Origin of the sequence: Bacillus tequilensis (assembly GCF_012225885.1) — a bacterium.
Lineage (GTDB): Bacteria > Bacillota > Bacilli > Bacillales > Bacillaceae > Bacillus > Bacillus tequilensis.
Genome location: NZ_CP048852.1, coordinates 3,953,506 through 3,973,816 on the forward strand (window position 1 = coordinate 3,953,506; position 20,311 = coordinate 3,973,816).

Annotated in this window: 27 protein-coding genes and 2 pseudogenes; 10 read left to right on the plus strand and 19 right to left on the minus strand. The window is 44.0% G+C overall.

All coding sequences use genetic code 11. The features are described from left to right. Positions 1-128: 128 nt before the first annotated feature. Positions 129-548, minus strand: coding sequence for a VOC family protein (locus G4P54_RS20755; RefSeq protein WP_167873755.1), 420 nt, complete (start codon positions 546-548; stop codon positions 129-131). Positions 549-665: 117 nt separating this feature from the next. Continuing rightward, positions 666-2,030: a replicative DNA helicase gene (gene dnaB / locus G4P54_RS20760; RefSeq protein ID WP_003226923.1), complete on the minus strand. Its 1,365-nt coding sequence runs from the start codon at positions 2,028-2,030 to the stop codon at positions 666-668. 169 nt (positions 2,031-2,199) lie between these two features. On the opposite strand from dnaB, the gene G4P54_RS20765 reads away from it, so the two are divergent. Continuing rightward, entirely contained in the window at positions 2,200-2,400 is a 201-nt protein-coding gene (locus G4P54_RS20765) for a DUF2188 domain-containing protein (protein WP_024713337.1), read from the plus strand. A 45-nt stretch (positions 2,401-2,445) separates the two neighbouring features. Here the strand turns inward: G4P54_RS20765 and G4P54_RS20770 are convergent, their stop codons facing one another. After that, on the minus strand, positions 2,446-2,649 hold the full coding sequence (locus G4P54_RS20770; RefSeq protein ID WP_024713338.1) for a hypothetical protein: 204 nt from the start codon (positions 2,647-2,649) through the stop codon (positions 2,446-2,448). 120 nt (positions 2,650-2,769) lie between these two features. Here G4P54_RS20770 and G4P54_RS20775 point away from each other — a divergent pair, with 120 nt between their 5' ends. Continuing rightward, entirely contained in the window at positions 2,770-2,913 is a 144-nt protein-coding gene (locus G4P54_RS20775; protein WP_032681630.1) for a YycC family protein, read from the plus strand. A gap of 72 nt (positions 2,914-2,985) precedes the next feature. Continuing rightward, positions 2,986-4,188, plus strand: coding sequence for a CynX/NimT family MFS transporter (locus tag G4P54_RS20780; protein ID WP_167873756.1), 1,203 nt, complete (start codon positions 2,986-2,988; stop codon positions 4,186-4,188). A gap of 58 nt (positions 4,189-4,246) precedes the next feature. Here the strand turns inward: G4P54_RS20780 and rplI are convergent, their stop codons facing one another. The 4 genes from rplI to G4P54_RS20800 all read right to left on the minus strand — a co-directional run bounded on the left by rplI (position 4,247) and on the right by G4P54_RS20800 (position 8,014). After that, positions 4,247-4,696, minus strand: coding sequence for a 50S ribosomal protein L9 (gene rplI / locus G4P54_RS20785; RefSeq protein ID WP_024713340.1), 450 nt, complete (start codon positions 4,694-4,696; stop codon positions 4,247-4,249). Further along, the gene (gdpP, locus tag G4P54_RS20790; protein ID WP_167873757.1) at positions 4,693-6,672 is read right to left on the minus strand and encodes a cyclic-di-AMP phosphodiesterase GdpP; all 1,980 of its coding nucleotides are present in this window, start codon (positions 6,670-6,672) and stop codon (positions 4,693-4,695) included. Before gdpP ends, rplI begins: the two co-directional genes overlap by 4 nt. A gap of 37 nt (positions 6,673-6,709) precedes the next feature. Further along, positions 6,710-7,639 carry a YybS family protein gene (locus tag G4P54_RS20795; RefSeq protein WP_024713342.1) on the minus strand — a complete coding sequence of 310 codons (930 nt, stop codon included), beginning with the start codon at positions 7,637-7,639 and terminating at the stop codon, positions 6,710-6,712. 225 nt (positions 7,640-7,864) lie between these two features. Next, positions 7,865-8,014 carry a hypothetical protein gene (locus tag G4P54_RS20800; protein ID WP_024713343.1) on the minus strand — a complete coding sequence of 50 codons (150 nt, stop codon included), beginning with the start codon at positions 8,012-8,014 and terminating at the stop codon, positions 7,865-7,867. Positions 8,015-8,159: 145 nt separating this feature from the next. Between G4P54_RS20800 and G4P54_RS20805 the strand changes: the two genes are divergently transcribed. After that, the gene (locus tag G4P54_RS20805; RefSeq protein WP_167873758.1) at positions 8,160-8,642 is read left to right on the plus strand and encodes a spore coat protein; all 483 of its coding nucleotides are present in this window, start codon (positions 8,160-8,162) and stop codon (positions 8,640-8,642) included. 29 nt (positions 8,643-8,671) lie between these two features. On the opposite strand, the gene hypR is transcribed toward G4P54_RS20805, so the two are convergent. Continuing rightward, positions 8,672-9,049, minus strand: coding sequence for a transcriptional regulator HypR (hypR, locus tag G4P54_RS20810; protein WP_024713345.1), 378 nt, complete (start codon positions 9,047-9,049; stop codon positions 8,672-8,674). A 204-nt stretch (positions 9,050-9,253) separates the two neighbouring features. On the opposite strand from hypR, the gene G4P54_RS20815 reads away from it, so the two are divergent. After that, positions 9,254-10,183 carry a manganese-dependent inorganic pyrophosphatase gene (locus G4P54_RS20815; protein WP_024713346.1) on the plus strand — a complete coding sequence of 310 codons (930 nt, stop codon included), beginning with the start codon at positions 9,254-9,256 and terminating at the stop codon, positions 10,181-10,183. A gap of 31 nt (positions 10,184-10,214) precedes the next feature. Here the strand turns inward: G4P54_RS20815 and G4P54_RS21750 are convergent. Next, a pseudogene (locus G4P54_RS21750) lies at positions 10,215-10,313 on the minus strand (DUF6376 family protein); the annotation flags it as partial. 283 nt (positions 10,314-10,596) lie between these two features. On the opposite strand from G4P54_RS21750, the gene G4P54_RS20820 reads away from it, so the two are divergent. Continuing rightward, on the plus strand, positions 10,597-11,904 hold the full coding sequence (locus G4P54_RS20820; protein ID WP_167873759.1) for an MFS transporter: 1,308 nt from the start codon (positions 10,597-10,599) through the stop codon (positions 11,902-11,904). A 36-nt stretch (positions 11,905-11,940) separates the two neighbouring features. Here G4P54_RS20820 and G4P54_RS20825 read toward each other — a convergent pair whose 3' ends face one another. The 7 genes from G4P54_RS20825 to G4P54_RS20855 all read right to left on the minus strand — a co-directional run bounded on the left by G4P54_RS20825 (position 11,941) and on the right by G4P54_RS20855 (position 14,581). Continuing rightward, positions 11,941-12,288, minus strand: a complete 348-nt coding sequence (locus tag G4P54_RS20825; RefSeq protein ID WP_240939705.1) for a hypothetical protein — start codon at positions 12,286-12,288, stop codon at positions 11,941-11,943. Position 12,289: 1 nt separating this feature from the next. Next, entirely contained in the window at positions 12,290-12,634 is a 345-nt protein-coding gene (locus G4P54_RS20830; protein WP_167873760.1) for a hypothetical protein, read from the minus strand. A gap of 15 nt (positions 12,635-12,649) precedes the next feature. Beyond that, positions 12,650-12,835, minus strand: coding sequence for a hypothetical protein (locus G4P54_RS20835; protein WP_024713350.1), 186 nt, complete (start codon positions 12,833-12,835; stop codon positions 12,650-12,652). After that, positions 12,832-13,227, minus strand: a complete 396-nt coding sequence (locus G4P54_RS20840) for an Hsp20/alpha crystallin family protein (protein ID WP_024713351.1) — start codon at positions 13,225-13,227, stop codon at positions 12,832-12,834. The genes G4P54_RS20835 and G4P54_RS20840 overlap by 4 nt, the downstream gene beginning before the upstream one ends. Positions 13,228-13,325: 98 nt before the next feature. Continuing rightward, the gene (locus G4P54_RS20845; RefSeq protein WP_024713352.1) at positions 13,326-13,571 is read right to left on the minus strand and encodes a hypothetical protein; all 246 of its coding nucleotides are present in this window, start codon (positions 13,569-13,571) and stop codon (positions 13,326-13,328) included. A gap of 35 nt (positions 13,572-13,606) precedes the next feature. Continuing rightward, positions 13,607-14,077 carry a hypothetical protein gene (locus G4P54_RS20850; RefSeq protein WP_142675256.1) on the minus strand — a complete coding sequence of 157 codons (471 nt, stop codon included), beginning with the start codon at positions 14,075-14,077 and terminating at the stop codon, positions 13,607-13,609. 114 nt (positions 14,078-14,191) lie between these two features. Next, positions 14,192-14,581 (minus strand): YybH family protein, encoded by a 390-nt coding sequence (locus tag G4P54_RS20855; RefSeq protein ID WP_167873761.1) that lies wholly within the window; start codon positions 14,579-14,581, stop codon positions 14,192-14,194. A 145-nt stretch (positions 14,582-14,726) separates the two neighbouring features. Between G4P54_RS20855 and G4P54_RS20860 the strand changes: the two genes are divergently transcribed. Further along, complete coding sequence (locus tag G4P54_RS20860) at positions 14,727-15,566, plus strand: pentapeptide repeat-containing protein (protein ID WP_024713355.1); 840 nt, start codon at positions 14,727-14,729, stop codon at positions 15,564-15,566. A 34-nt stretch (positions 15,567-15,600) separates the two neighbouring features. Here G4P54_RS20860 and G4P54_RS20865 read toward each other — a convergent pair. After that, a pseudogene (locus tag G4P54_RS20865) lies at positions 15,601-16,817 on the minus strand (MFS transporter). 187 nt (positions 16,818-17,004) lie between these two features. Between G4P54_RS20865 and G4P54_RS20870 the strand changes: the two are divergent. After that, positions 17,005-17,883, plus strand: a complete 879-nt coding sequence (locus G4P54_RS20870) for a LysR family transcriptional regulator (protein WP_167873762.1) — start codon at positions 17,005-17,007, stop codon at positions 17,881-17,883. Positions 17,884-17,897: 14 nt separating this feature from the next. Further along, complete coding sequence (locus tag G4P54_RS20875; protein ID WP_167873763.1) at positions 17,898-18,335, plus strand: GNAT family N-acetyltransferase; 438 nt, start codon at positions 17,898-17,900, stop codon at positions 18,333-18,335. Positions 18,336-18,444: 109 nt separating this feature from the next. Here the strand turns inward: G4P54_RS20875 and G4P54_RS20880 are convergent, their stop codons facing one another. Further along, a complete protein-coding gene (locus G4P54_RS20880; RefSeq protein WP_167873764.1) occupies positions 18,445-19,110 on the minus strand; it encodes an MBL fold metallo-hydrolase in 666 nt (221 codons plus the stop codon). Between the two features lie 190 nt (positions 19,111-19,300). Continuing rightward, positions 19,301-19,753 (minus strand): MarR family transcriptional regulator, encoded by a 453-nt coding sequence (locus G4P54_RS20885; RefSeq protein ID WP_024713360.1) that lies wholly within the window; start codon positions 19,751-19,753, stop codon positions 19,301-19,303. 120 nt (positions 19,754-19,873) lie between these two features. Between G4P54_RS20885 and G4P54_RS20890 the strand changes: the two genes are divergently transcribed. Beyond that, positions 19,874-20,302: a GNAT family N-acetyltransferase gene (locus G4P54_RS20890; RefSeq protein WP_167873933.1), complete on the plus strand. Its 429-nt coding sequence runs from the start codon at positions 19,874-19,876 to the stop codon at positions 20,300-20,302. Positions 20,303-20,311 lie beyond the last annotated feature (9 nt).

Genomic DNA, 20,311 nt, shown 5'->3' on the forward strand with positions numbered 1-20,311 from the left:
AATTGTAAATCCGAACATTAAATTATTGTAAATCTATATTCGTTCGCTTTCATTCGTTTTATAAGCGTTTTCTCACTGATTTGTCACAAAAAGCTTGTGAAACTTTTGTCCTTTAGCACAAAAAAGAATCATTTGCCTGACAGCCCTTTTGTATTCATAAAAACGACTCGCCAGCCGTCCGGATCCTCTATCGTCACGCCGCCATGGCTCCAGTAAGGGTTCTCTGCTTCAACCTCTTGATAGCCCATGTGCTTCAGCTTTGAAGTGATCGCTGTCAGTTCATCTGAATCCGGAACATAAAAGACAAGGAGGCTGTCAGGATGGGGGACGGGAGCAGTGCTTTCCCCCTCATACTGGGTGAATTCCAAATGATAATCGGCATGTGGAAGGCCGAACATCACACCGTCATATCCGTTATGCTGAGAAAATTCTCCTATTCGTTTCAAGCCCAGCCCCTCTTCATAGAACCGAACGATTTCTTGAAGCTGGCCTGTAGGACGCGCAATCCGTATTTGCGCTGCGCGAAAAGATGAAAACCGATTTCCCATGTTACCATCTCCTTTTTTCTTTATTTTATTAAAACGTTTCCAAATCCACATCGGCTGAGGGGACGGTATTTCTTCTATCTGATGAACGAAAAAAACCCCAAGATCAGCTCTTGGGGTTTATGCGCCGGGCGGAACACCTGCGTCATCAAAACGCCGTTCCAGGTTGACGAATTTGTTATATTCTTTTACGAACGCAAGAGACACGGTTCCTACCGGGCCGTTACGCTGTTTGGCAATAATGATTTCGATAATGTTTTTATTCTCGGTTTCTTTGTCATAGTAGTCATCACGGTAAAGGAACGCGACAATATCAGCATCCTGCTCGATACTTCCTGATTCCCGGATATCAGACATCATCGGACGTTTATCCTGACGCTGCTCAACGCCCCGAGAGAGCTGAGAAAGCGCGATAACAGGAACTTGCAGCTCCCTGGCGATCGACTTGAGTTCACGGGAAATTTCTGATACTTCCTGCTGTCGGTTGTCCTTTGAACGCCCGCTTCCCTGAATCAATTGCAGATAGTCGATCAAAATCATGCCAAGTCCGCTTTCCTGCTTCAAACGGCGGCATTTGGCACGGATTTCACTCACGCGGATACCCGGTGTATCATCGATGTAAATCCCGCTGTTCGACAGGCTTCCCATCGCCATCGTCAGCTTGCCCCAATCCTCTTCCGTCAAGTTACCGGTACGAAGATTTTGGGCATTAATGTTTCCTTCAGCACAGAGCATACGCATGACGAGCTGCTCTGCCCCCATCTCAAGACTGAAAATCGCTACGCTCTCGTCGGTCTTGGTCGCCACATTTTGTGCGATGTTCAGGGCAAAGGCTGTTTTCCCCACTGACGGACGGGCAGCCACAATGATTAAGTCATTGCGCTGGAACCCCGCAGTCATCCGGTCAAGCTCAGTAAACCCTGTCGGAATTCCCGTAATATCGCCTTTTCGATTGTGAAGCTGTTCGATATTGTCATAGGTCTGAACTAGGACGTCCTTAATATTTTGGAAGGCGCTCGTATTTTTGCGCTGCGCTACTTCCATAATCGTTTTTTCCGCTTCACTGAGTAAATCCTCGACCTCATCCTCACGGGTATACCCGTCTTGAGCAATGGTTGTCGCTGTTCTGATTAACCTGCGAAGAATCGATTTTTCCTCAACAATTTTCGCGTAATATTCTATGTTAGCCGCTGTCGGCACCGAGTTTGCGATATCTGTCAGATACGATATGCCGCCCACTTCTTCCAGCAGGTCTGTGTTCGCAAGCTCTGACGTTACCGTAACCAGATCAACCGGTTCACCGCGGTCACCGAGCACCAGCATCGCATTATAGATTTTTTGGTGGGACATTCTATAGAAATCATCTGGAATCAATACTTCTGAAGCCAGTGTTAAAGCAGACGGCTGTAAAAAAATAGCGCCTAACACGGCTTGTTCGGCTTCTATATTTTGCGGGGGAAGCCGATCATTCAAAAGGTCTGTCATGCTAAGCACCGTCCTCTCATTAAAAAATCTCCAAATTCCATTCTACCATTTCTACAGAAAAAAAATAGAAAAAATGTCGGTTTCCTATTTTTTTCAGCTAGCCGATTGATTCGTTTCGGACAGTAACAAGGCGGGAAAAATGGAATAAAACGTGAGGGAGGTATAAAAAATGAGGAAAGAATATGCGGTTACACCCAATGTTGATGCAGACGGCTGGTTTATTACGGTGGAGAATGTGGCGCCGACAGCTTTGTATACATCTAAAGACGCCGCAATTGAAAAAGCCAAACAGGTGGCAAAAGACAACAGTCCGTCAAAGCTTGTGATTTATGATCAGTTTAACAATGTGGAAGAAGAGCACTCATTTTAATGAAAAACCCCTTCGCTGCAGCGGGGGTTTTTTTCATGGATCGGCTTATTTCATCCACTGGAAGCCTGTGTGCATCATCAGGTCCGCCGCTTTTTGATACAGATCCCACTCCTCAAACGAAGCAAATTTCCCCATCAGCTCCTGAAGTCTTAGCCTCACCGCCATATATTCTTCAAAGGTGTCAGCTTTCTCAATGACTTTTTGGTGTTCATTCAGCATTTGTTTTAATAATGACAACGGTGCCTGCATAAAAACCCTCCTTTCCTCTTTTATAACTGGTATTTATGGATTGCTCCATTCCTTTGTGACATCTTCTTACGTTTCGTATGTGATTCTTGTACAATGGACTGAAGAGAGGAGGGATCATTTGTGAGACCTTTGCAAATTTCTGCTGAAACTGCCCAAAAGCTTGCAGAGTCCTTGAACCTGCCGCTTGAACAGATCATGCATATGCCTCAGCATATTCTGATTGCCAAATTGGCTGAATTGCAGAAAGAAGAAAAACAATCGTAGCATTCGTTCGCATACTTGCCTACATCTTAACGAATTATATTTAGTATATGTTAGAAAGAAGGAGTAACTGCTTTGCCAAAACATAAAAATATCCAATCTTTTTGGCTGATCACCGGCATTATCTTTATCGCCTTTAACTTGAGACCGGCGATCACTTCAGTTGGTCCGGTCATCAGCTCTATCAGGGCAGACCTGCATATGTCTAATGGGACAGCCGGATTTTTAACTGCGCTGCCACTGCTTTCGTTTGCGGTTCTTTCTCTGCTCGCGCCAAAGTTTGGACAGCGGCTTGGAAATGAACGGACATTATGGCTCGGCCTTCTGATGTTATTGATCGGGATTTTGCTTCGTTCTGCCGGTTTAACTTGGGCCTTATTTGCCGGAACGGCTTTAATCGGTATCGGCATTGCCATCGGAAACGTTCTGCTTCCAAGCTTAATCAAGCATAAATACCCTGAAAAATCAGGAATCATGATCAGCTTATATACGACCTCAATGTGTATATTCGCGGCTTTAGCATCAGGTATCAGCGTACCTCTGGCGGCACAAATGGGAGGCGGATGGAAGCAGGCCTTTCTCTTATGGGGCGGGCTGGCATTACTTGCATTGCTGATCTGGATACCTCAGCTGCGACACCGGGATACGGCAAACAATGCGGTGAAGCTTCAAACCAGTTCCATTTGGGCTTCCAAAACGGCATGGCATGTCACCATCTTTATGGGACTGCAATCATTTTTATTTTACAGCAGCATTGCCTGGTTTCCTGAAATTCTCCGTTCGCACGGCATGGATACGTCTACAGCCGGATGGATGGTATCACTGATGCAATTTGCAAGTCTTCCTTTCACTTTTCTGACACCTGTTTTAGCCGATCGCATGAAACACCAGCGCGGGATCGCTGCGGGACTGACCGCCGTTTATCTCATCGGGCTGTGCGGATTGCTGGCGGGCGGCAGCCATATCCTGCTCGCCGTCTGGATGATCATCATCGGTGTCGGACAAGGCTCCAGTATTAGTCTGGCGCTTACGTTGATTGGTCTCCGCAGTGAAAATGCCCAACAGGCCGCAGCGCTGTCAGGCATGTCTCAGTCATTCGGCTACCTGCTTGCAGCCGTCGGACCCATCTTTGTCGGCTATCTCTTTGACCAAACACATTCATGGACAATGCCGATTGTGCTCCTTATTGCGGCCTTAATCGGCATGGGAGCAGCCGGAGTGGGAGCCGGAAGGGATCAATACATTTTTCAGAAAGAGAAACAAAAACAGTCAGCATAAAACTCTTGATCTCGTGAAATAAAAAAAGAGGCTTGGATTGATCCAAGCCTCTTTTCTATTAATCTTCTTCTTTCACGTGTACCTTCAACACAGCCTGAACCTCAGGATGCAGCTTCACAGGCACGTTTGTATACCCTAACGCGCGAATGCCGTCTGGCAGGTCAAGCTTCCGCTTATCTACTTTTATGTTATGGTCTTTTTGGAGCTGTTCAGTGATTTGCTTGCTTGTCACAGAACCGAATAAACGGCCGCCTTCACCTGATTTCGCACTGAGCTCAACCGTCAGTTTTTCTAATGTCTCTTTTAAGCTCTTTGCCTGCTCAAGCTCGGCAATCGCTTCTTTTTTCTCTTTCTGCTTTTGTCCGTTCAATGCGCTGATGTTTGTCGGGTTCGCTTCAACCGCGAGGCCTTTTTTAATCAGAAAATTATGCGCGTAACCGTCTGCTACGTTTTTGACTTCGCCTTTTTTTCCTTTTCCTTTTACATCTTTCAAGAAAATAACCTTCATCTCTGTACGCCTCCCTCAAAATACTCATCTATGGCGTTCTTCAGCCGTTCCAGCGCTTCCGTTACTGAAATGCCGTACAACTGAGTCGCCGCATTTGTTAAATGTCCTCCGCCTTCCAGCGCCTCCATGATGATCTGAACATTTACCTCGCCAAGTGACCGCGCACTGATACAAACAGTTTGTTCATCCCGCCTCGCCACCGCAAATGAAGCCTCAACCTCACTCATCGAAAGCAGCGAATCAGCCGCCTGCGCAATCAGTACCTGATCGAAGTATTCCTCCTCATTTTCAGGAAGAGAGGCAATCGCAATGTTCTCTTTATAGAGGGCCGTATGCTGGATCAGCTTCGCCCGTTTAATATAGGAATCAACGGTTTCTTTCAGGAACTTCTGCACAAGCACCGTGTCGGCGCCTTTTGCCCTTAAATAAGAAGCCGCATCGAAAGTCCGCGAGCCCGTGCGGAGAGAAAAGCTCTTTGTATCCACTATTATACCAGCTAATAGGGCTGTTGCTTCAATCATATTGATTTTTAAGCGTTTTGGCTGGTATTCAAGCAGTTCTGTCACCAATTCTGCTGTAGAAGAAGCGTACGGCTCCATATAAACGAGCAGCGGGTCTCTGATAAACTCCTCACCCCTGCGGTGATGGTCGATGACCACGATATGCTCAATTTTATTGACCAGCCGTTCCTCCATGACAAGTGATGGCTTATGTGTATCAACGATCACAAGCAGCGTGTCATCATTGGAAATTTCCATCGCTTCTTCAGGCGTAATAAACCTTGACCACAGCTCTTCGTATTTTTTGATTTCCTCGATTAAACGCTGCACACTTGATCCGATTTGATTGGGATCAATCACGATAAAACCATCTTTGTTATTTGCCTGCGCCACCTTTAAAATTCCGATCGCCGCGCCGATAGAATCCATGTCGGGGAATTTATGCCCCATGATAATCACATTGCTGCTTTCGGAGACGATTTCCTTTAAGGCATGAGAAATGACGCGGGCCCGCACCCTTGTTCGTTTCTCCATCGGATTTGTTTTACCGCCGTAAAACTTCACCTTGCCGTTCGGCAGCTTAATGGCTACTTGGTCGCCGCCGCGCCCCAGTGCCAAGTCCAAGCTGGATTGCGCCAAATCGCCAAGTTCTTTCAGCGAGGAAACTGAAGCCCCGACACCGATACTTAACGTCAGCGCTACACCGTCAAATGAGGTTTTTTCCCGCACCTCATCAAGAATCGAAAACTTCGAATTTTCGAGTTCAGTTAAGATGTGTTCATTAAGCACCGCGATAAACCGTTCTGAAGACGTTCTTTTCAGGAAGATCCCGTACTCCTGTGCCCAAGCGTTCAGCAAAGATGTCACCTGGCTGTTCATCGTGCTTCTCGTCTGATCATCCAGTCCTTGTGTCACATCATCATAGTTATCAAGGAATATGTACGCCAGCACGGTTCTTTCGTTTTCATATAGCTTTTCAATCTGAGTTTGTTCCGTTACATCAAAGAAATACAGCAGACGCTCATCTCGTTTGATGACAACCTTAAACTTGCGGTCATTCAATGAAACCGTTTCCGACTCCACCTCTTGTTTGATGAGCGGCACAACCGACTCACAAGTATCGTAAAGTGATCTCCCCACTAATGTGCTTTCATTAAAGCAAGAAGAAAGAAACGGATTTGCCCATTCTATATAATATTGGTCATTAAAAAGCATGATGCCGATCGGCATTTCCATCAATGCCTCTTCACCGACTTTTTTCAACCTGTAGGATAACGTAGAAATATAAGCATCAATCTCTTGTCGAATAAGAGAATCAGCGCGTTTAATAAAAAACAAAATAACTGCGAGCAGCAGCACTTCGACGGTTCCTAATATCCAGTTAAAATAAAAGCTGATGAGGATAGTAATGATTGACAGAGCAATCAATGCATAGATGGGATACCTAAACAGCGGTTTTTCATAAAAGCTTGGCATTTCTATCACTCCCCACCATGTGAGTAAAACCTCATGTTCACTTCACCTTATTCCTTATTTGAAAGCCCATATCTAAAACGCCTAAAATGCGAATGGCCGCCATAAACATCGGATCCACAAATCCAAGAATAACTGCAATGACAGCCGCAGCCTTTGGATATTGTTTCTTATGGCAATAGAAAAAGATAAATGATACACCTTGGATAAAAATCAGAAACCCAAGTATAAACTCCCCGTTTAAAGCGATAGAGTACAGCATTTGACCTTTTTCTAAAGGCAAAAATGATAGCATGACAATCATTACATACAGCACTGCAACGCTTTGCGGAAACTTCAACTCTCTAAAAGGCTTTAGATTAGGAATATCGGGGGAAAATCGCCTTATGAGCGGCTTAGCGACAAGATAACTGAGGAAAGAAAAAACAGCTCCTAACACCACAATAGCTGTTGGAAAAAGATATTGAGCGGTACCCAATTGTTCTTTCATCAGTTTCAATTGCTTCTCAAACTGTCCAGCATTGCCCGTCTGCTTCCCAACAGTTTCTACAATATCAAGAGATTGCCGAGATTGTGTCATCGCTTCATCAATGATATTGGTACCCAAAAACTGAATGCTTATCACAATATAGAAGACCATACAAAGCATATAAATAAGAGCGCCCGATATTACAGCATGCCCGGGTTCTTTCTTTTTGAAGTAGTGCCCCATGGCAATACCAGCGCAGGCTGACATAAAAGCGACAATGAGTCCGTTAAAGGACCCGACAATAAAAACAACTGGAAGACTGACAGTGCCCATCCATATCCCTAACTTCAATCCATGCCTGATCGTATATAGGATCATGGGAAGCGGCAGTGCAAATAACAGAATTGTTCCAACCAAAGGAACATAAACGACCAAAAGCACAATGATTGCAAACAAACTAATTAAAATAGCGCCTTCCATTAATGCTCTCGTTTGTTTCACTTATTCACCTCGTATCATCCCGAACATACGAATAGAAAAGAGCAGCATAAACGACTGCTCTTTTTTCATCGCTGCAACATACTTTGCACCGAATGTTTTTATATCATCTCTACATTTTACTTTAATATTTTAACATAAGTCCAAATCGCAAGTAAAATAACGCTGATGTTTCATGTGAAACATTGCAAATGAAAAGACATTCTTTGAAAAGAATGTCTATCACCATTAATGTTTATCATCCATAAAGCCAGAAGATTCCTTGTTTTTCTTTTTCGTTTTTCTGACATACATAAAGACTAAGATGACCAATAAAAGGGTTGTTGCTTGCAGTACACCGCTGCTAAACAAGAAAAAGTTCTTTATCATATCCCACATCGTGCTTCACCTCTTTTTACATGTTCTCAACCCGTATCCTATATAAGGTGAATTTCCCTTTTTAAAAACTTCAAAACATCATGAACAACATTGAGCGTTGGGCATATGCTGATAAGGAATCTGATTGTTAAAGGAGAATTGCTACATGGATGAACGCAGAACATTGGCTTGGCATGAAACATTAGAAATGCACGAGCTGGTTGCTTTTCAATCAAATGGACTGATAAAGCTGAAGAAAATGATTCGGGAAGTAAGAGACCCTCAGCTCAGAAACCTTTACGGTGTGTCCATTCAAGCCATTGAACAAAATCTAAGGGAGCTTCTTCCATTCTTTCCTCAGGCGCCGCACAGAGATGAGGAGGAAGAAGAACGCGCGGATAACCCATTTTACAGCGGCGATTTGCTCGGATTTGCCAAAACATCAGTCCGCAGCTATGCCATTGCAATTACAGAAACAGCGACACCTCAATTGCGAAACGTGCTGGTCAAACAGCTGAATGCAGCGATCAGGTGGCACGCACAAATTTTCCAATACATGTATGAGCATGGATACTATCCAGCATACAACCTTTCTGAACTGCTAAGAAATGATGTCAGAAATGCCAACAGAGCCCTTTCAATGCAATAAAACAAGCAGCAAAGGAATTCCCTTTGCTGCTATTTTTGCTGATCCTTCAGCAAGCCGCTCGAACGATAAGATTCCAGGACATCTCTGTTGGATTCTCCCCATTCTTTCATTTGCAACACAATCGGTTCAAGCGTTCGCCCAAATTCCGTCAGAGAGTACTCAACCTTTGGCGGCACCTGGTGGTAAACCTCACGATGCACGATGCCGTCCGCTTCCAGCTCCCGCAGCTGAAGAGTGAGCATTCTTTGAGTGATACTCGGGCAGATTCGGCGAAACTCATTAAATCGTTTCTTGCCATCTATCATGTGATAAAAAAGAATTCCTTTCCACTTTCCGCCAATGACGTCTAGTGTAAATTCAACTGGACAGCCTTCTTTATTCGGGTATATATTGTTTTTTCCACTCATGCTTACCCCTCCAATAGTACCTTTTTTGACACTACATCACATTTCGCAACTAAGCTAGCCAATATTTTACACACCTTTTCTCCTCAGCTCAAAGAAAATGCTTCTTATTCACATCAATTTTTAAGGGTTTGTATGATTACACCCGCAGCAAGACGTGTTAAACTATATAAAGATTAAACTACTTAAAAAAGATAAGGAGCTATCATGGAAAAGATACTTATTTTCGGACACCAAAACCCAGACACAGATACGATTTGTTCTGCGATTGCTTATGCTGATTTGAAAAACAAACTCGGCTTCAATGCTGAGCCGGTCCGTCTTGGACAAGTCAACGGCGAAACACAATACGCGCTTGACTATTTCAAACAAGAAAGCCCGCGTCTTGTTGAAACAGCTGCAAACGAAGTAAACGGCGTTATCCTCGTTGACCATAACGAACGCCAGCAGAGCATCAAGGACATTGAAGATGTTCAGGTTCTTGAAGTAATCGACCACCACCGCATCGCTAACTTTGAAACAGCTGAGCCGCTCTATTACCGTGCTGAGCCTGTAGGCTGTACGGCTACAATCTTAAACAAAATGTACAAAGAAAATAATGTGAAAATCGAGAAAGAAATTGCTGGCCTAATGCTGTCTGCAATCATTTCAGACTCACTGTTATTCAAATCTCCAACTTGCACAGACCAAGACGTAGCGGCAGCAAAAGAGCTTGCTGAAATCGCAGGCGTAAATGCTGAAGAGTACGGCTTGAACATGCTGAAGGCTGGCGCTGATTTAAGCAAAAAAACAGTGGAAGAGCTGATTTCTCTTGATGCGAAGGAATTCACACTCGGCAGCAAAAAAGTGGAAATCGCACAAGTGAATACAGTAGACATTGAAGATGTAAAAAAACGCCAAGCTGAATTAGAAGCTGCGATTTCTAACGTTGTGGCTAAGAAGAACCTAGACCTGTTCCTTCTTGTCATCACAGACATTTTAGAAAATGATTCACTTGCCCTTGCAATCGGCAACGAAGCAGCGAAAGTGGAAAAAGCATTCAACGTTACATTAGAAAACAACACAGCCCTCTTAAAAGGTGTTGTTTCTCGTAAAAAACAAGTCGTTCCTGTCCTGACAGACGCAATGGCTGAATAAGAAAAAGCATCCCTGTGCGGGATGCTTTTTCTTATTCACTCCGCTTTTCAATCTGTCCCATCACATCAGTAAGCTTTGTGTTTTGAACAAGGTCTGACTGCTCCCATTCTTCACGTGATACCTTTTCCTCACAAATTCACGCTTCAGCCACTTTTTCAGCTTAGGCATCGTTTGATAAAAACGAAAAAACGCCACCGATTTGGCAAAGGTCTCGCTAACCATTTACATTGCCAGCAAAGCCGAGGGCTTCTTGTGCCGTAATGACAACTTTACTGTGAAAGCTGCTCCCCTTTGGAGTATCCCTTTTGTTCTAAAACACCGTGCTTTTCCGGTCAGATTCCTGCCTTCCGTTTACGCTAAAGTACACTGTGGTATGTAAAATTTGAATGGTATTTCCATCAGGAGATCATGCTATGAAAGAGGAGGTTTTCATTATGAGTCAAGAGCGGGTGAAACGGCCTGGACATACGAGATGGTACATCTCTTCATTACTCAGCGGCATTATTGTTCTTAATTATTTTGACCGTGTCGCCATCTCAGTGGCCGCCCCTGCGATACAAGATTCGTTTCACCTTACAGCAACCGAACTGGGTATCGTGTTTTCCATTTACACGTATTCCTATACAGTGATGCAGCTGCCAGTCGGAAGTTTGCTGGATCGGTTTGGCGTGGCCTGGGTCACGAGGGTCGGAATGACAATATGGAGCTTTTTAACCATTCTTCTTGCTTTTTTGCAAGGGAAATTACTGTTGTATCTGTTCCGTTTTCTCATTGGACTGTCGAGCGCCTCAGCGTTCCCTGCCGCCTCTAAGGCAACCGCTCAATGGTTTCCTCCAAGTGAGCGGGGATTGGCAAACTCACTGTTTGACTCAGCCGCCAAGTTTTCAAACGTGCTCGGTGCTCCATTGGTCGCCTTTCTTGTCACTACTTTTGACTGGCGCGTCGCTTTTTTGACGATTGGATGCATCAATGTGCTGTTTACGATCTTTTTCTGGCAGTATTATGAGCAGCCTGAACGGCATAAACGCATTTCCAAAAGTGAACTAAACTATATTCAAAAGCACAATGCGATCACAACAGAGCAAATCCCTTACAAAACAGGGCCGCTTTTAAAGAAGCTTTTCACCAACCGGAAAGTATGGGGCTTAATGATCGGATTTACAGGATACGGCTATACATTCAACCTGCTGCTGACCTGGCTTCCGACTTTCTTTAAACATACATATGGAATGGATCTCATGTCGTCCGGTTTATTTACAGCCGTGCCATGGCTGATCTCAACCATTTCCGGAATCGCGGTCGGCGGCTGGCTCGTTGATTACTTTATTAAGAAAGGCTATTCCAACACCAAGGTGTACCGAACCGTGATCATTGTCGGAATGAGCTTCGGCTTTTTCTTTTTAGGCTCCATTCTGACGAATAATATCACCGTTGCAATTATCTGTATTTCAATCGGCCTTGCCGGTATTTCCGCAACGGCTCCAGTCGGCTGGTCCATCTCCGCAGAGCTCGCGCCGATCGGTTCCGTATCCATGCTGAGTTCCATGGTAAACTTAGCAAACAATCTGTTCGGAGGCATTATTGCCGCTTCACTGACGGGGTATTTGTTTGATGTGACAGGCTCCTTTACACTCAGCTTTCTGGTAGCCGGTTTTGTGCTGCTGCTTGGATTGGTTTTTTACGTGTTTGTATTGGGGGAAGTCAAACGGATTAAGCTATAGAACTTGAAAAAGAGCTGCCAAATGGCAGCTCTCCCATTACATCAAAGAATCGGGCCCGTCCCCGTGTATCTCCTCTTCACCCTGTTCCTCAATATCAATCCCCGAAGCAAGCATTTCTTGCTCTATGTTTTCCAGCACCTGATCGTTTTTTCCTTGAAGAACGCCTTCATAATGAAAAGCATCCTGAATGCCGTTTTCCTCTATGGTCGCTAAAATATCGTGGATATCATTATGGTCTCCTGAAATGGAGCCGAATCCTTGGTTTTGTTTTTTATAATTCACAAAACCGCTGGGGAGGTTGTTTCCGAGATTCACACACGATGCGCCTTCAACCGTCCCAATAGAGATGGAGCCAATAAAAAAAGAGGGAGAAAACCGTTTCACGTCAAACACCCTTTCCCTGATTGATGGTATACGGCACTGGCTTTCCATCTATTTTAACCTCTATATCATCCTTTTTTGTTTTCTCACCTCGTGACTGTGATTCCGCTTTCGGCCGAACATGAGGAGAGAATACGTTGCCAAGATTCAGCATCCCGCTTAGCTCCTGTATATCCAGGTGATCGAGATGAAAGGCTAGATCGTCTAAATGTAACTTCTCTACATTCAAATCCTGTACATCCATTTTCACAAAAATAGGAGGGCGGCGTTCTTCCTGGGAAGATTGTTCAAGCATATCCACTTTTCGCGCTAATTTTTCAAGCTTTTTTAGGATCTCTTCTATGTTCATATACGCCATCCCTTTTTAAAAACTCTTCTCTACAGCTCCCACATTTCCTTTGATTTTATTCTGCTTTCCCTTTATGGCACCAAAGCCTTCATTGATAAAGGTTTCACTTTTTCTGCCTTTTTGAACATTTGTTCCGACAAAAAGACCCGAAGAATTTTGCAGATGGTTCACTCGCAAAGATCCGTATTTAATTGAGGTCATTGCTCTTCTCCTTTTTCATACGTGCGGAACGGAATGGTGACCGTTAAGATTCCGCTTTTCAATTCTGCATGAATCCGATGCAGATCATACTCTTCGGGAATGAATATCTCCCGTTTGAAGGGGCCATAAAACCGTTCGCTGGCGATCAGCTCTTGTTCTTCTTCCGGCGGCTGGGGTCGAATCTTTCCTTCGATTATGAGTGTGCGATTCTTTTGATTAATTGACATATCCTCTGCACTTGCACCAGCCGCATCAATGGTTATGTCCAATCTGCGGTTTGTTTTTATGATATCGGCTCTCGGTTCGACAAAGGGAGCAATTTCGCGCAGCAGCTCAGCGAAATCCTTTCCCATCATTTCTTTTACATGGGGATAAAATTGAGATTTTGGCATAAATAAAAAACCCCCTGCACATAGCCATACATGTTTAGAATCTATAATTATGCTTATGTGCTTTTTATGGAGGTATGCTAAAAGAAAAATATTCCCTTTTAAAGTGTTTGATTTTGTACACTTGGCGATATATTTTGGTTATTCATGTTGCCGTCTATGCCATCAGGGTCAATAACCGTGGAAACGTTCCCTTGATTCAGCACATTTCCTGCGAAGAAGCCGATTCCGTTATTTACTTTACGATGCGCAGCCCAGCCTGGGAGCTGATTTTCTCCAATCGCGATGGCTGTATTTGTCTGCTGGGAATTCACATTGATTGCACCGAGTGTAAAACCGATAGCCAAACAAATCCTCCTCCTTTTCAAACCAAGGCAGCCCTTTAAAAATAATCATTTATTTGACAGTCATTTTCGTCGTTATCAATCACGAAAGACGAGTTTTGCGTGTTTTGAATGGTGCCTAATAACCTTCCCTGGCCGGACGTTCTCTTACTATGTGCACTCCAGCCGGTAAGTTCGTTTTCGCCAACTGAAATGGCGGCACATGTATCCAGAACGTTAATATTAATTTCCCCAACATCAATATCATTCTGATTTTCTCCCGAGTTCCCTTCAAATGAAATCCTGTTTTCATGATGAATCGGCGTGTCTACCTCATCGTTATCTGTCACATAGCTAAAATTATGAGACACCTGGGAGTTAGTCATTGATCCGAGTCCGTAATTGTTTTTCCGGTGCGAAGACCAACTATGCGCATAATTGGTTCCGATAAATATTCCTGAGGAGGTATCAATTGAAATCACACTAATATTGTTCACTTGAACCTGGTTTACTGCTTGTCGATGATTCAATCTTATTCAGTCCTTGATATGTCTTTTCAGTCCATTGCTTTACAATATGTTCTGACTCGGTTAATGGTTCGGGTTCTTTTACAAGCTGTATCAGCCTTAGAAATTGCCTGGACGCTAAACATCAATCAAATCCGTACCATATGAATTATCGACTGCACAAAGCCACTGCCCCTGCGCGTTCTTTCTAAACACATAGGTCGCCCTTCTTTCCATCGCATACTCAGAGTCCTTTTTATCCGAATCAAGCAGTGTCTGATAAAGGACGAGTACAGTGTCACCTGATTCCAAAAGAATCATTTCCCCTTGTGTTGGGGCAATATGATGATCGAAATAGTTCGCGATCGCGATAAACGCTTTTTTGATTTCTTCTTTGCCTCGCGCAATCATGCCCGGCTTCACTACTAAAATGGCATCTTGCGTGTAATAATTTATCAGTCTATCAAAATCTTCATTTTGAATGGCCAAATCACACGCAGAGATGATGTCTTTCAGTTGCTGTTCCAAATGAATTCCCCCAATCATCATGATTGGATATATTATACAATGTTTGACACGCTGAAATCGTAAAAATAAAAGGAAAAGGATTCCTGTTTCCTATATAATCAAATAGATATATTTAACAAAGTAAAAAGTGAAGGGGTGGACAATTTTGTCTGCGAAAGTAACGTTACATGACCATATACATCATGATTTAAGCGCGGATTGCCAGCATTGTTTTGGCCTGTGCTGTGTCGCCTTGCCTTATGCGAAGTCGGCAGATTTTGCTTTTGACAAAGACGGGGGCACGCCTTGCCGCAACTTACAATCAAACTATCAATGTTCGATCCATAAAAATCTCAGAGAAAAAGGATTTCGAGGCTGCTCTGCATATGAATGCTTTGGCGCCGGACAGAAAGTATCCCAAATCACTTATGGGGGAAAGGATTGGCGAAACAGCCCGGAAACGGCCAACGAGATGTTTGGCGTTTTTCCTATCATGCAGCAGCTGCACGAAATGCTCTGGTATTTACATGAAGCTCTTTCTATAGATATAGCCAAGCCGATTCATCCTGAACTGAGAACCAGTTTCGAAAAAATAGAAAGGCTCACCAGACTCAGCAAAGAACGCCTGCTGACACTGCAGGTGGACGAGCATCGAGCTGAGGTCAATGAATGGCTGTTAAAAACGAGTGAACTGGTGCGTGCCCAAGCCCGCCATCCAAAACTCCCGAAAAAGGTCAGCCGGGGAAGTGTCCTGATCGGCGCGAAACTGAAAGGGCTTGATCTGCGGGGAGCAAATCTAAGAGGGGCGCTGCTCATAGCCGCCGATCTGAGAAATGCCGATTTGAGAATGACAGACTTTATCGGTGCAGATATGAGAGACGCTGATCTCAGCGGCGCCGACCTAACCGGGAGCATCTTTCTGACACAGGCACAGGTGAACGCCGCTAACGGCGATTCGAACACAAAGCTGCCGCCGTCTTTACGAATCCCTGCCCATTGGAAATAAAAAAGGACCCGCTTACGGTCCTTTTTTGCAGTCATCAATTGAATCCTTTTTCGTTCCTTTTTCCGGCACTTTCGCACTTCTACTTGCCAAGTATCCCGACAGCCATAACGCAACCAGCAGCATGAAGGTGATCATGCCGACGACACCCAGCCAGTGAAAAGCAGACCAGAAAAGCCCGCCGACCGTTCCGCAAACACTTGAACCGGCATAATAAAAGAACAAATACAGCGACGACGCCTGCGCTTTGTTGTGCAGAGCTCTCCTTCCCACCCAGCTGCTGGCGACTGAGTGGCCGCCGAAGAAGCCGAATGTAAAGAGCGCAATCCCCAGAATTTTCACTGCTAATATACTGTTTATCGTTAATAAAGCACCCGTGACAACAATGCATATATTCATCACCAGTATTTTCGGGTAGCCATATTGGTCAACCATTCTTCCAATGAAGGACGAACTGAAAATCCCTACAATCATCACAATAAAAATCCAACTGGCAAACGCTTTATTAAACGAATACGGCGGTCCCAACAGCACATACGCAATGTAGTTAAACAATGCCACATTGCTTCCGAGCAGCAAAAAACCAATGAGGAACAAGCTTAATAGTTTCCGATCCTTCAAGTGGCTGATGAGAGACAATCCCAATTGTCCGAACTCCAATTTTCTCGGCGTGAAATGCCTGGATGGAGGCAAATTCATAAAAAAGATCATGCTTGCGATCAAACTAATCACACCAATTGACCCCATCGCCATATGCCAAGTAAAGTATTCACTCAGAAGTCCTGACACGATCCTTCCAAAAACGGCGCCAATCGCGTTTCCGCTGATATACAGCCCCATCGCTGACCCAAGGCTTCCAGGTTCAATTTCTTCTCCGAGATAAGCCATCGCAATCGAAGGAAGGCCAGCGAGCGCAATGCCTTGAATGGTTCTTAATACGAGCAGCGTATGAAAGTTCGGGCTGAAAGCCGACGCCAGACAGAGAACGGATGCGGCCAGCATCGATATAGCCATAATCGGCTTGCGCCCCCATACCTCTGACAACGAACCAAAAACGAGCATGCTGACAGCTAACAGCATTGTGGTAACAGATAAAGAAAGACTCGCCGCAGTAGGTGTCACATGAAATTCCCGCGTGAATTCCTCCATGAGCGGCTGCACGCAATAAAGAATTGCAAATGTATTAAAACCCGCGGCAAAGAAAGCAAACGTAATTTTACGAAAAACCGGTGTGCCTTTTTGAATGTATGTCATCGGGACTTCATCGGCCCCTCCGCATGTTGTTGAGCACTGCGATTCATAAACAACCATCCTTTATTTCCTACGAATTCAAACATTCTCGAGTCTGTTTATACTTTTATCTTAGCATCGTTAATATATGTTGTATAATGCATATAAAATATGATTTTCATGCTTATATGTAATAAAGGAGGGATGATGCTTGGAATGGGAGCAGCTTGAATATTTTCAAACACTGGCCCGGATGCAGCACGTGACAAAAGCGGCAAAAAGCCTCTCCATCACTCAGCCCGCGCTTTCACGCTCAATCTCCAGACTGGAAAAACACTTAGGCGTCCCGCTATTCGACAGGCAGGGACGATCCATTACCTTAAATAAATATGGTTACATCTTTTTGCGGCGGGTTCAGGCGATGATGAAGGAGTACACCGAAGGAAAAGAGGAAATCCAAGCATTATTAAAGCCAGACCAAGGGGAGGTGTCTCTCGGTTTTTTACATACATTAGGGACAACGCTCGTGCCCGACCTCATCGGCTCCTTTCAGCAGGATTATCCCAACATTGCCTTCCAGCTGAAGCAAAACCATTCTTATTGGCTGCTCGAACGATTAAAGTCCGGAGATCTGGACCTCTGTCTCCTCGCTTCCATCAAGCCTGAAAAAACGATTCAATGGATCAAGCTGTGGAGTGAAGAACTATTTGTATTTGTGCCAAACGATCACCCGTTTGCCAATCGTGAAAGCATTACCCTGAGTGAGATTGCCGATGAGCGTTTTATTTTATTGAAAAAAGGCTACGCGCTTCGAATGACGGTCGATGGGCTGTTTGAGAAAGCCGATATACAGCCAAACATTATGTTTGAAGGGGAAGAAGCCGCCACTGCGGCAGGTTTTGTGGCGGCCGGACTGGGCATATCCATTTTGCCTGATCTAAAAGGCTTAGACCAAAGCAAAATCACGAAAATTCGTGTCACCTGGCCGGAATGTCAGCGTGTCATCGGCATCGCCTGGATAAAAGGCCGTTTTTTATCGCCGGTTGCCGAGACCTTTAAACAGTATGTCATCAGCCATTTTTCTGAGTAAGGGAGGATCATATCGTGAATGTGAAAAGAATAACGTCAGAACATGATTTACATATCGCATTTGAAATCAGAAAGGCTGTGTTTGTTGAGGAACAAGGCTGTCCCGTTTCCGATGAATTCGATGAGTTCGATACACTCTGCGGAGATTGCCGGCACATCTTGGTTTATTATGAGAATGAACCCGTTGGCACAGCCCGTGTCCGTATCGTTGATCACGTGGGTAAATTGGAAAGAATCTGCATTCTGAAGCCTTATCGCAAGTTCGGGCTGGGCAAAGTAATAGTCGATTCGTTAGAACGCATTGTGAAAGAACAAAGCATTTCTGCCTTCAAACTGTACGGCCAGACACAGGCGGCAGGCTTTTATGAAAAGCTCGGCTATCAGACAGCATCAGATGAATTTATGCTGGATGGCATTCCCCACGTGCTGATGACAAAGGAAGATAGCCGGTAAATCGTTCACAAATGTATGACCGTAAGCAGTTGATTGGTATACGAATCAACGATGAGTGAAGGATTGCTTGTATGCCAGCGAAGTTTTCATTCCTTATTCTGTCATACTTCTATTGGTCCCTATACTTTAACACATAGTTTTTATACAACTCTTCGTTATAAAGAATTTCTTCACCATGTGAAGAGCAAATGAGCGCTGGTTTGATTTGATCTATGATTGCGCCGCTGTCGATGTTCTCATTCATATCCACGCTGAATCTTCTGATAGGCGGGTGTAAATCCTTCTTACTTGTGATAAAAAGATCTCCTGTTAAAAGGGTATGATCCATTTCATGATGATACACGACGTGCCCCGGGGAATGGCCGGGTGTTAAATCATATTGCAAAGGCAAATGAGCCAGCGTTTGCTCCGTCAGCGGCTTGACAACATAGGCAACTCCTGTGTTTTCCACTTCATTTTTGTTCGGATAAGGCACTTCTCCATTGATATACTTTAGTTCTTTTTGATGCGCAAAAATCGGAATATCAAATCGCTCTAGCCACTTTGATGCACCGCCGATATGATCGCTGTGGCCATGGGTAAGCAAAATGGCTTTTGGATTGCCGATCGCTAACGCTGCCCTAATTTGAACATCAGCAAACCGCTCTATTCCAGTATCAATGATATAAACATCATCACGATCTTTAATAAACCAAGTATGAACCGGAATACGAAGAGGCACATCAAGTTCAAATTCACATTGAAAGACATGTTCTGATAGCTGTCTCAAGTTCATCCAAGCCACTCCCTTTGGAAATTTTTTGATATCACTACTGTATTACAAATCAATTAAATATGTAACGGCGCACATTTTTGCAACTTGCATTGTGAGACGGGAAATTGGTCTTTTGCGGACTCATATTTGGTTCTGCAGATACCGAAGGGCAATACCATTAATGTGTTTTTTAACGGTTACATTTGATCCATTAATAATCCCTCTTGTTCCCCTTCTTCACATACTCCCAATCACGTTCTACATTTTTCCTCACTCTGTGAACGAGTTTAAACATAGTTTCCTTTTCCTCAGGTGTAAAACCGGACAAGGCCACTTCCATGGAATGTTCTCCTTCTCTTTTTAACAATGGATACACCTTTTTTCCTTTCTCAGTCGGGAACAGTTTTTTTATTTTTTTGTTTTGTTCATCCGGCTGTTTTTGAATAAATCCCTGCATTTCCAATTTCTTAATGGCCCGCGCGGCCGTTGTTCGGTCCACTTTTATCATTTCCGCCAATTTTTCTTGAATAATTCCCGGATTTTCGTATATACGTACAAGATAAAGATACTGCCCTCTTGTTAAGTCCAAATCTTTAAATTCAATATTGCTTATGGAATCCAACGCTCTTGCTATCATGCCGATCTCACGCAAAATGTCATTCATCCCTAAAACTCCTCGCGTTATTTTTATTGCAATTACAACAAAATTATTTTAACCTTACTATTATAAGACCACATGCATGCGGCGCAGTCCAGACTAATATCAGAAAAGGATTGATTTATGATGAATATAAAAAGAATAACTACTGAAAATGACTTACGTGCTGCTTTAGATATTAGAAGAACTGTATTCATTGAGGAACAAAATATATGTGAATCCGATGAGTTCGATGAATTTGATACGCTCCAAGAACAGTGTCAGCATATCTTGGTATATCACGAAAAACAGCCTGTCGGCACAGGCCGTGTGCGCATTCTTGATCATACAGGTAAGCTGGAGAGAATCTGCATCCTAAAACCGTACCGTAAGTACGGATTGGGCAAACTTATCATAAGCGAGTTAGAAAACATCATGAAAGAAAAAGGCATTACTGCATGTAAGCTGCATGGACAAACACAAGCAGCAGGCTTTTATCAAAAACTGGGCTACCAGATTTCCTCACAAGAATTTATGGAAGACGGCATCCCCCACGTCTTGATGACAAAAGAATGATCGCTAATA

Excerpts from the sequence above, each read along its gene's own strand:
- rplI (WP_024713340.1), bottom strand. The coding sequence starts at position 4,696 with ATGAAGGTTATTTTCTTGAAAGATGTAAAAGGAAAAGGAAAAAAAGGC.
- dnaB (WP_003226923.1), bottom strand. The coding sequence starts at position 2,030 with ATGACAGACCTTTTGAATGATCGGCTTCCCCCGCAAAATATAGAAGCC.
- hypR (WP_024713345.1), bottom strand. The coding sequence starts at position 9,049 with ATGAGTGGAAAAAACAATATATACCCGAATAAAGAAGGCTGTCCAGTT.
- G4P54_RS20885 (WP_024713360.1), bottom strand. The coding sequence starts at position 19,753 with ATGAATGACATTTTGCGTGAGATCGGCATGATAGCAAGAGCGTTGGAT.
- G4P54_RS20755 (WP_167873755.1), bottom strand. The coding sequence starts at position 548 with ATGGGAAATCGGTTTTCATCTTTTCGCGCAGCGCAAATACGGATTGCG.
- G4P54_RS20800 (WP_024713343.1), bottom strand. The coding sequence starts at position 8,014 with ATGTGGGATATGATAAAGAACTTTTTCTTGTTTAGCAGCGGTGTACTG.
- G4P54_RS20770 (WP_024713338.1), bottom strand. The coding sequence starts at position 2,649 with ATGCAGGCACCGTTGTCATTATTAAAACAAATGCTGAATGAACACCAA.
- G4P54_RS20805 (WP_167873758.1), top strand. The coding sequence starts at position 8,160 with ATGGATGAACGCAGAACATTGGCTTGGCATGAAACATTAGAAATGCAC.
- gdpP (WP_167873757.1), bottom strand. The coding sequence starts at position 6,672 with ATGCCAAGCTTTTATGAAAAACCGCTGTTTAGGTATCCCATCTATGCA.
- G4P54_RS20835 (WP_024713350.1), bottom strand. The coding sequence starts at position 12,835 with ATGACCTCAATTAAATACGGATCTTTGCGAGTGAACCATCTGCAAAAT.
- G4P54_RS20830 (WP_167873760.1), bottom strand. The coding sequence starts at position 12,634 with ATGAACATAGAAGAGATCCTAAAAAAGCTTGAAAAATTAGCGCGAAAA.
- G4P54_RS20880 (WP_167873764.1), bottom strand. The coding sequence starts at position 19,110 with ATGAACTTGAGACAGCTATCAGAACATGTCTTTCAATGTGAATTTGAA.
- G4P54_RS20840 (WP_024713351.1), bottom strand. The coding sequence starts at position 13,227 with ATGCCAAAATCTCAATTTTATCCCCATGTAAAAGAAATGATGGGAAAG.
- G4P54_RS20820 (WP_167873759.1), top strand. The coding sequence starts at position 10,597 with ATGAAAGAGGAGGTTTTCATTATGAGTCAAGAGCGGGTGAAACGGCCT.
- G4P54_RS20815 (WP_024713346.1), top strand. The coding sequence starts at position 9,254 with ATGGAAAAGATACTTATTTTCGGACACCAAAACCCAGACACAGATACG.
- G4P54_RS20765 (WP_024713337.1), top strand. The coding sequence starts at position 2,200 with ATGAGGAAAGAATATGCGGTTACACCCAATGTTGATGCAGACGGCTGG.
- G4P54_RS20890 (WP_167873933.1), top strand. The coding sequence starts at position 19,874 with ATGAATATAAAAAGAATAACTACTGAAAATGACTTACGTGCTGCTTTA.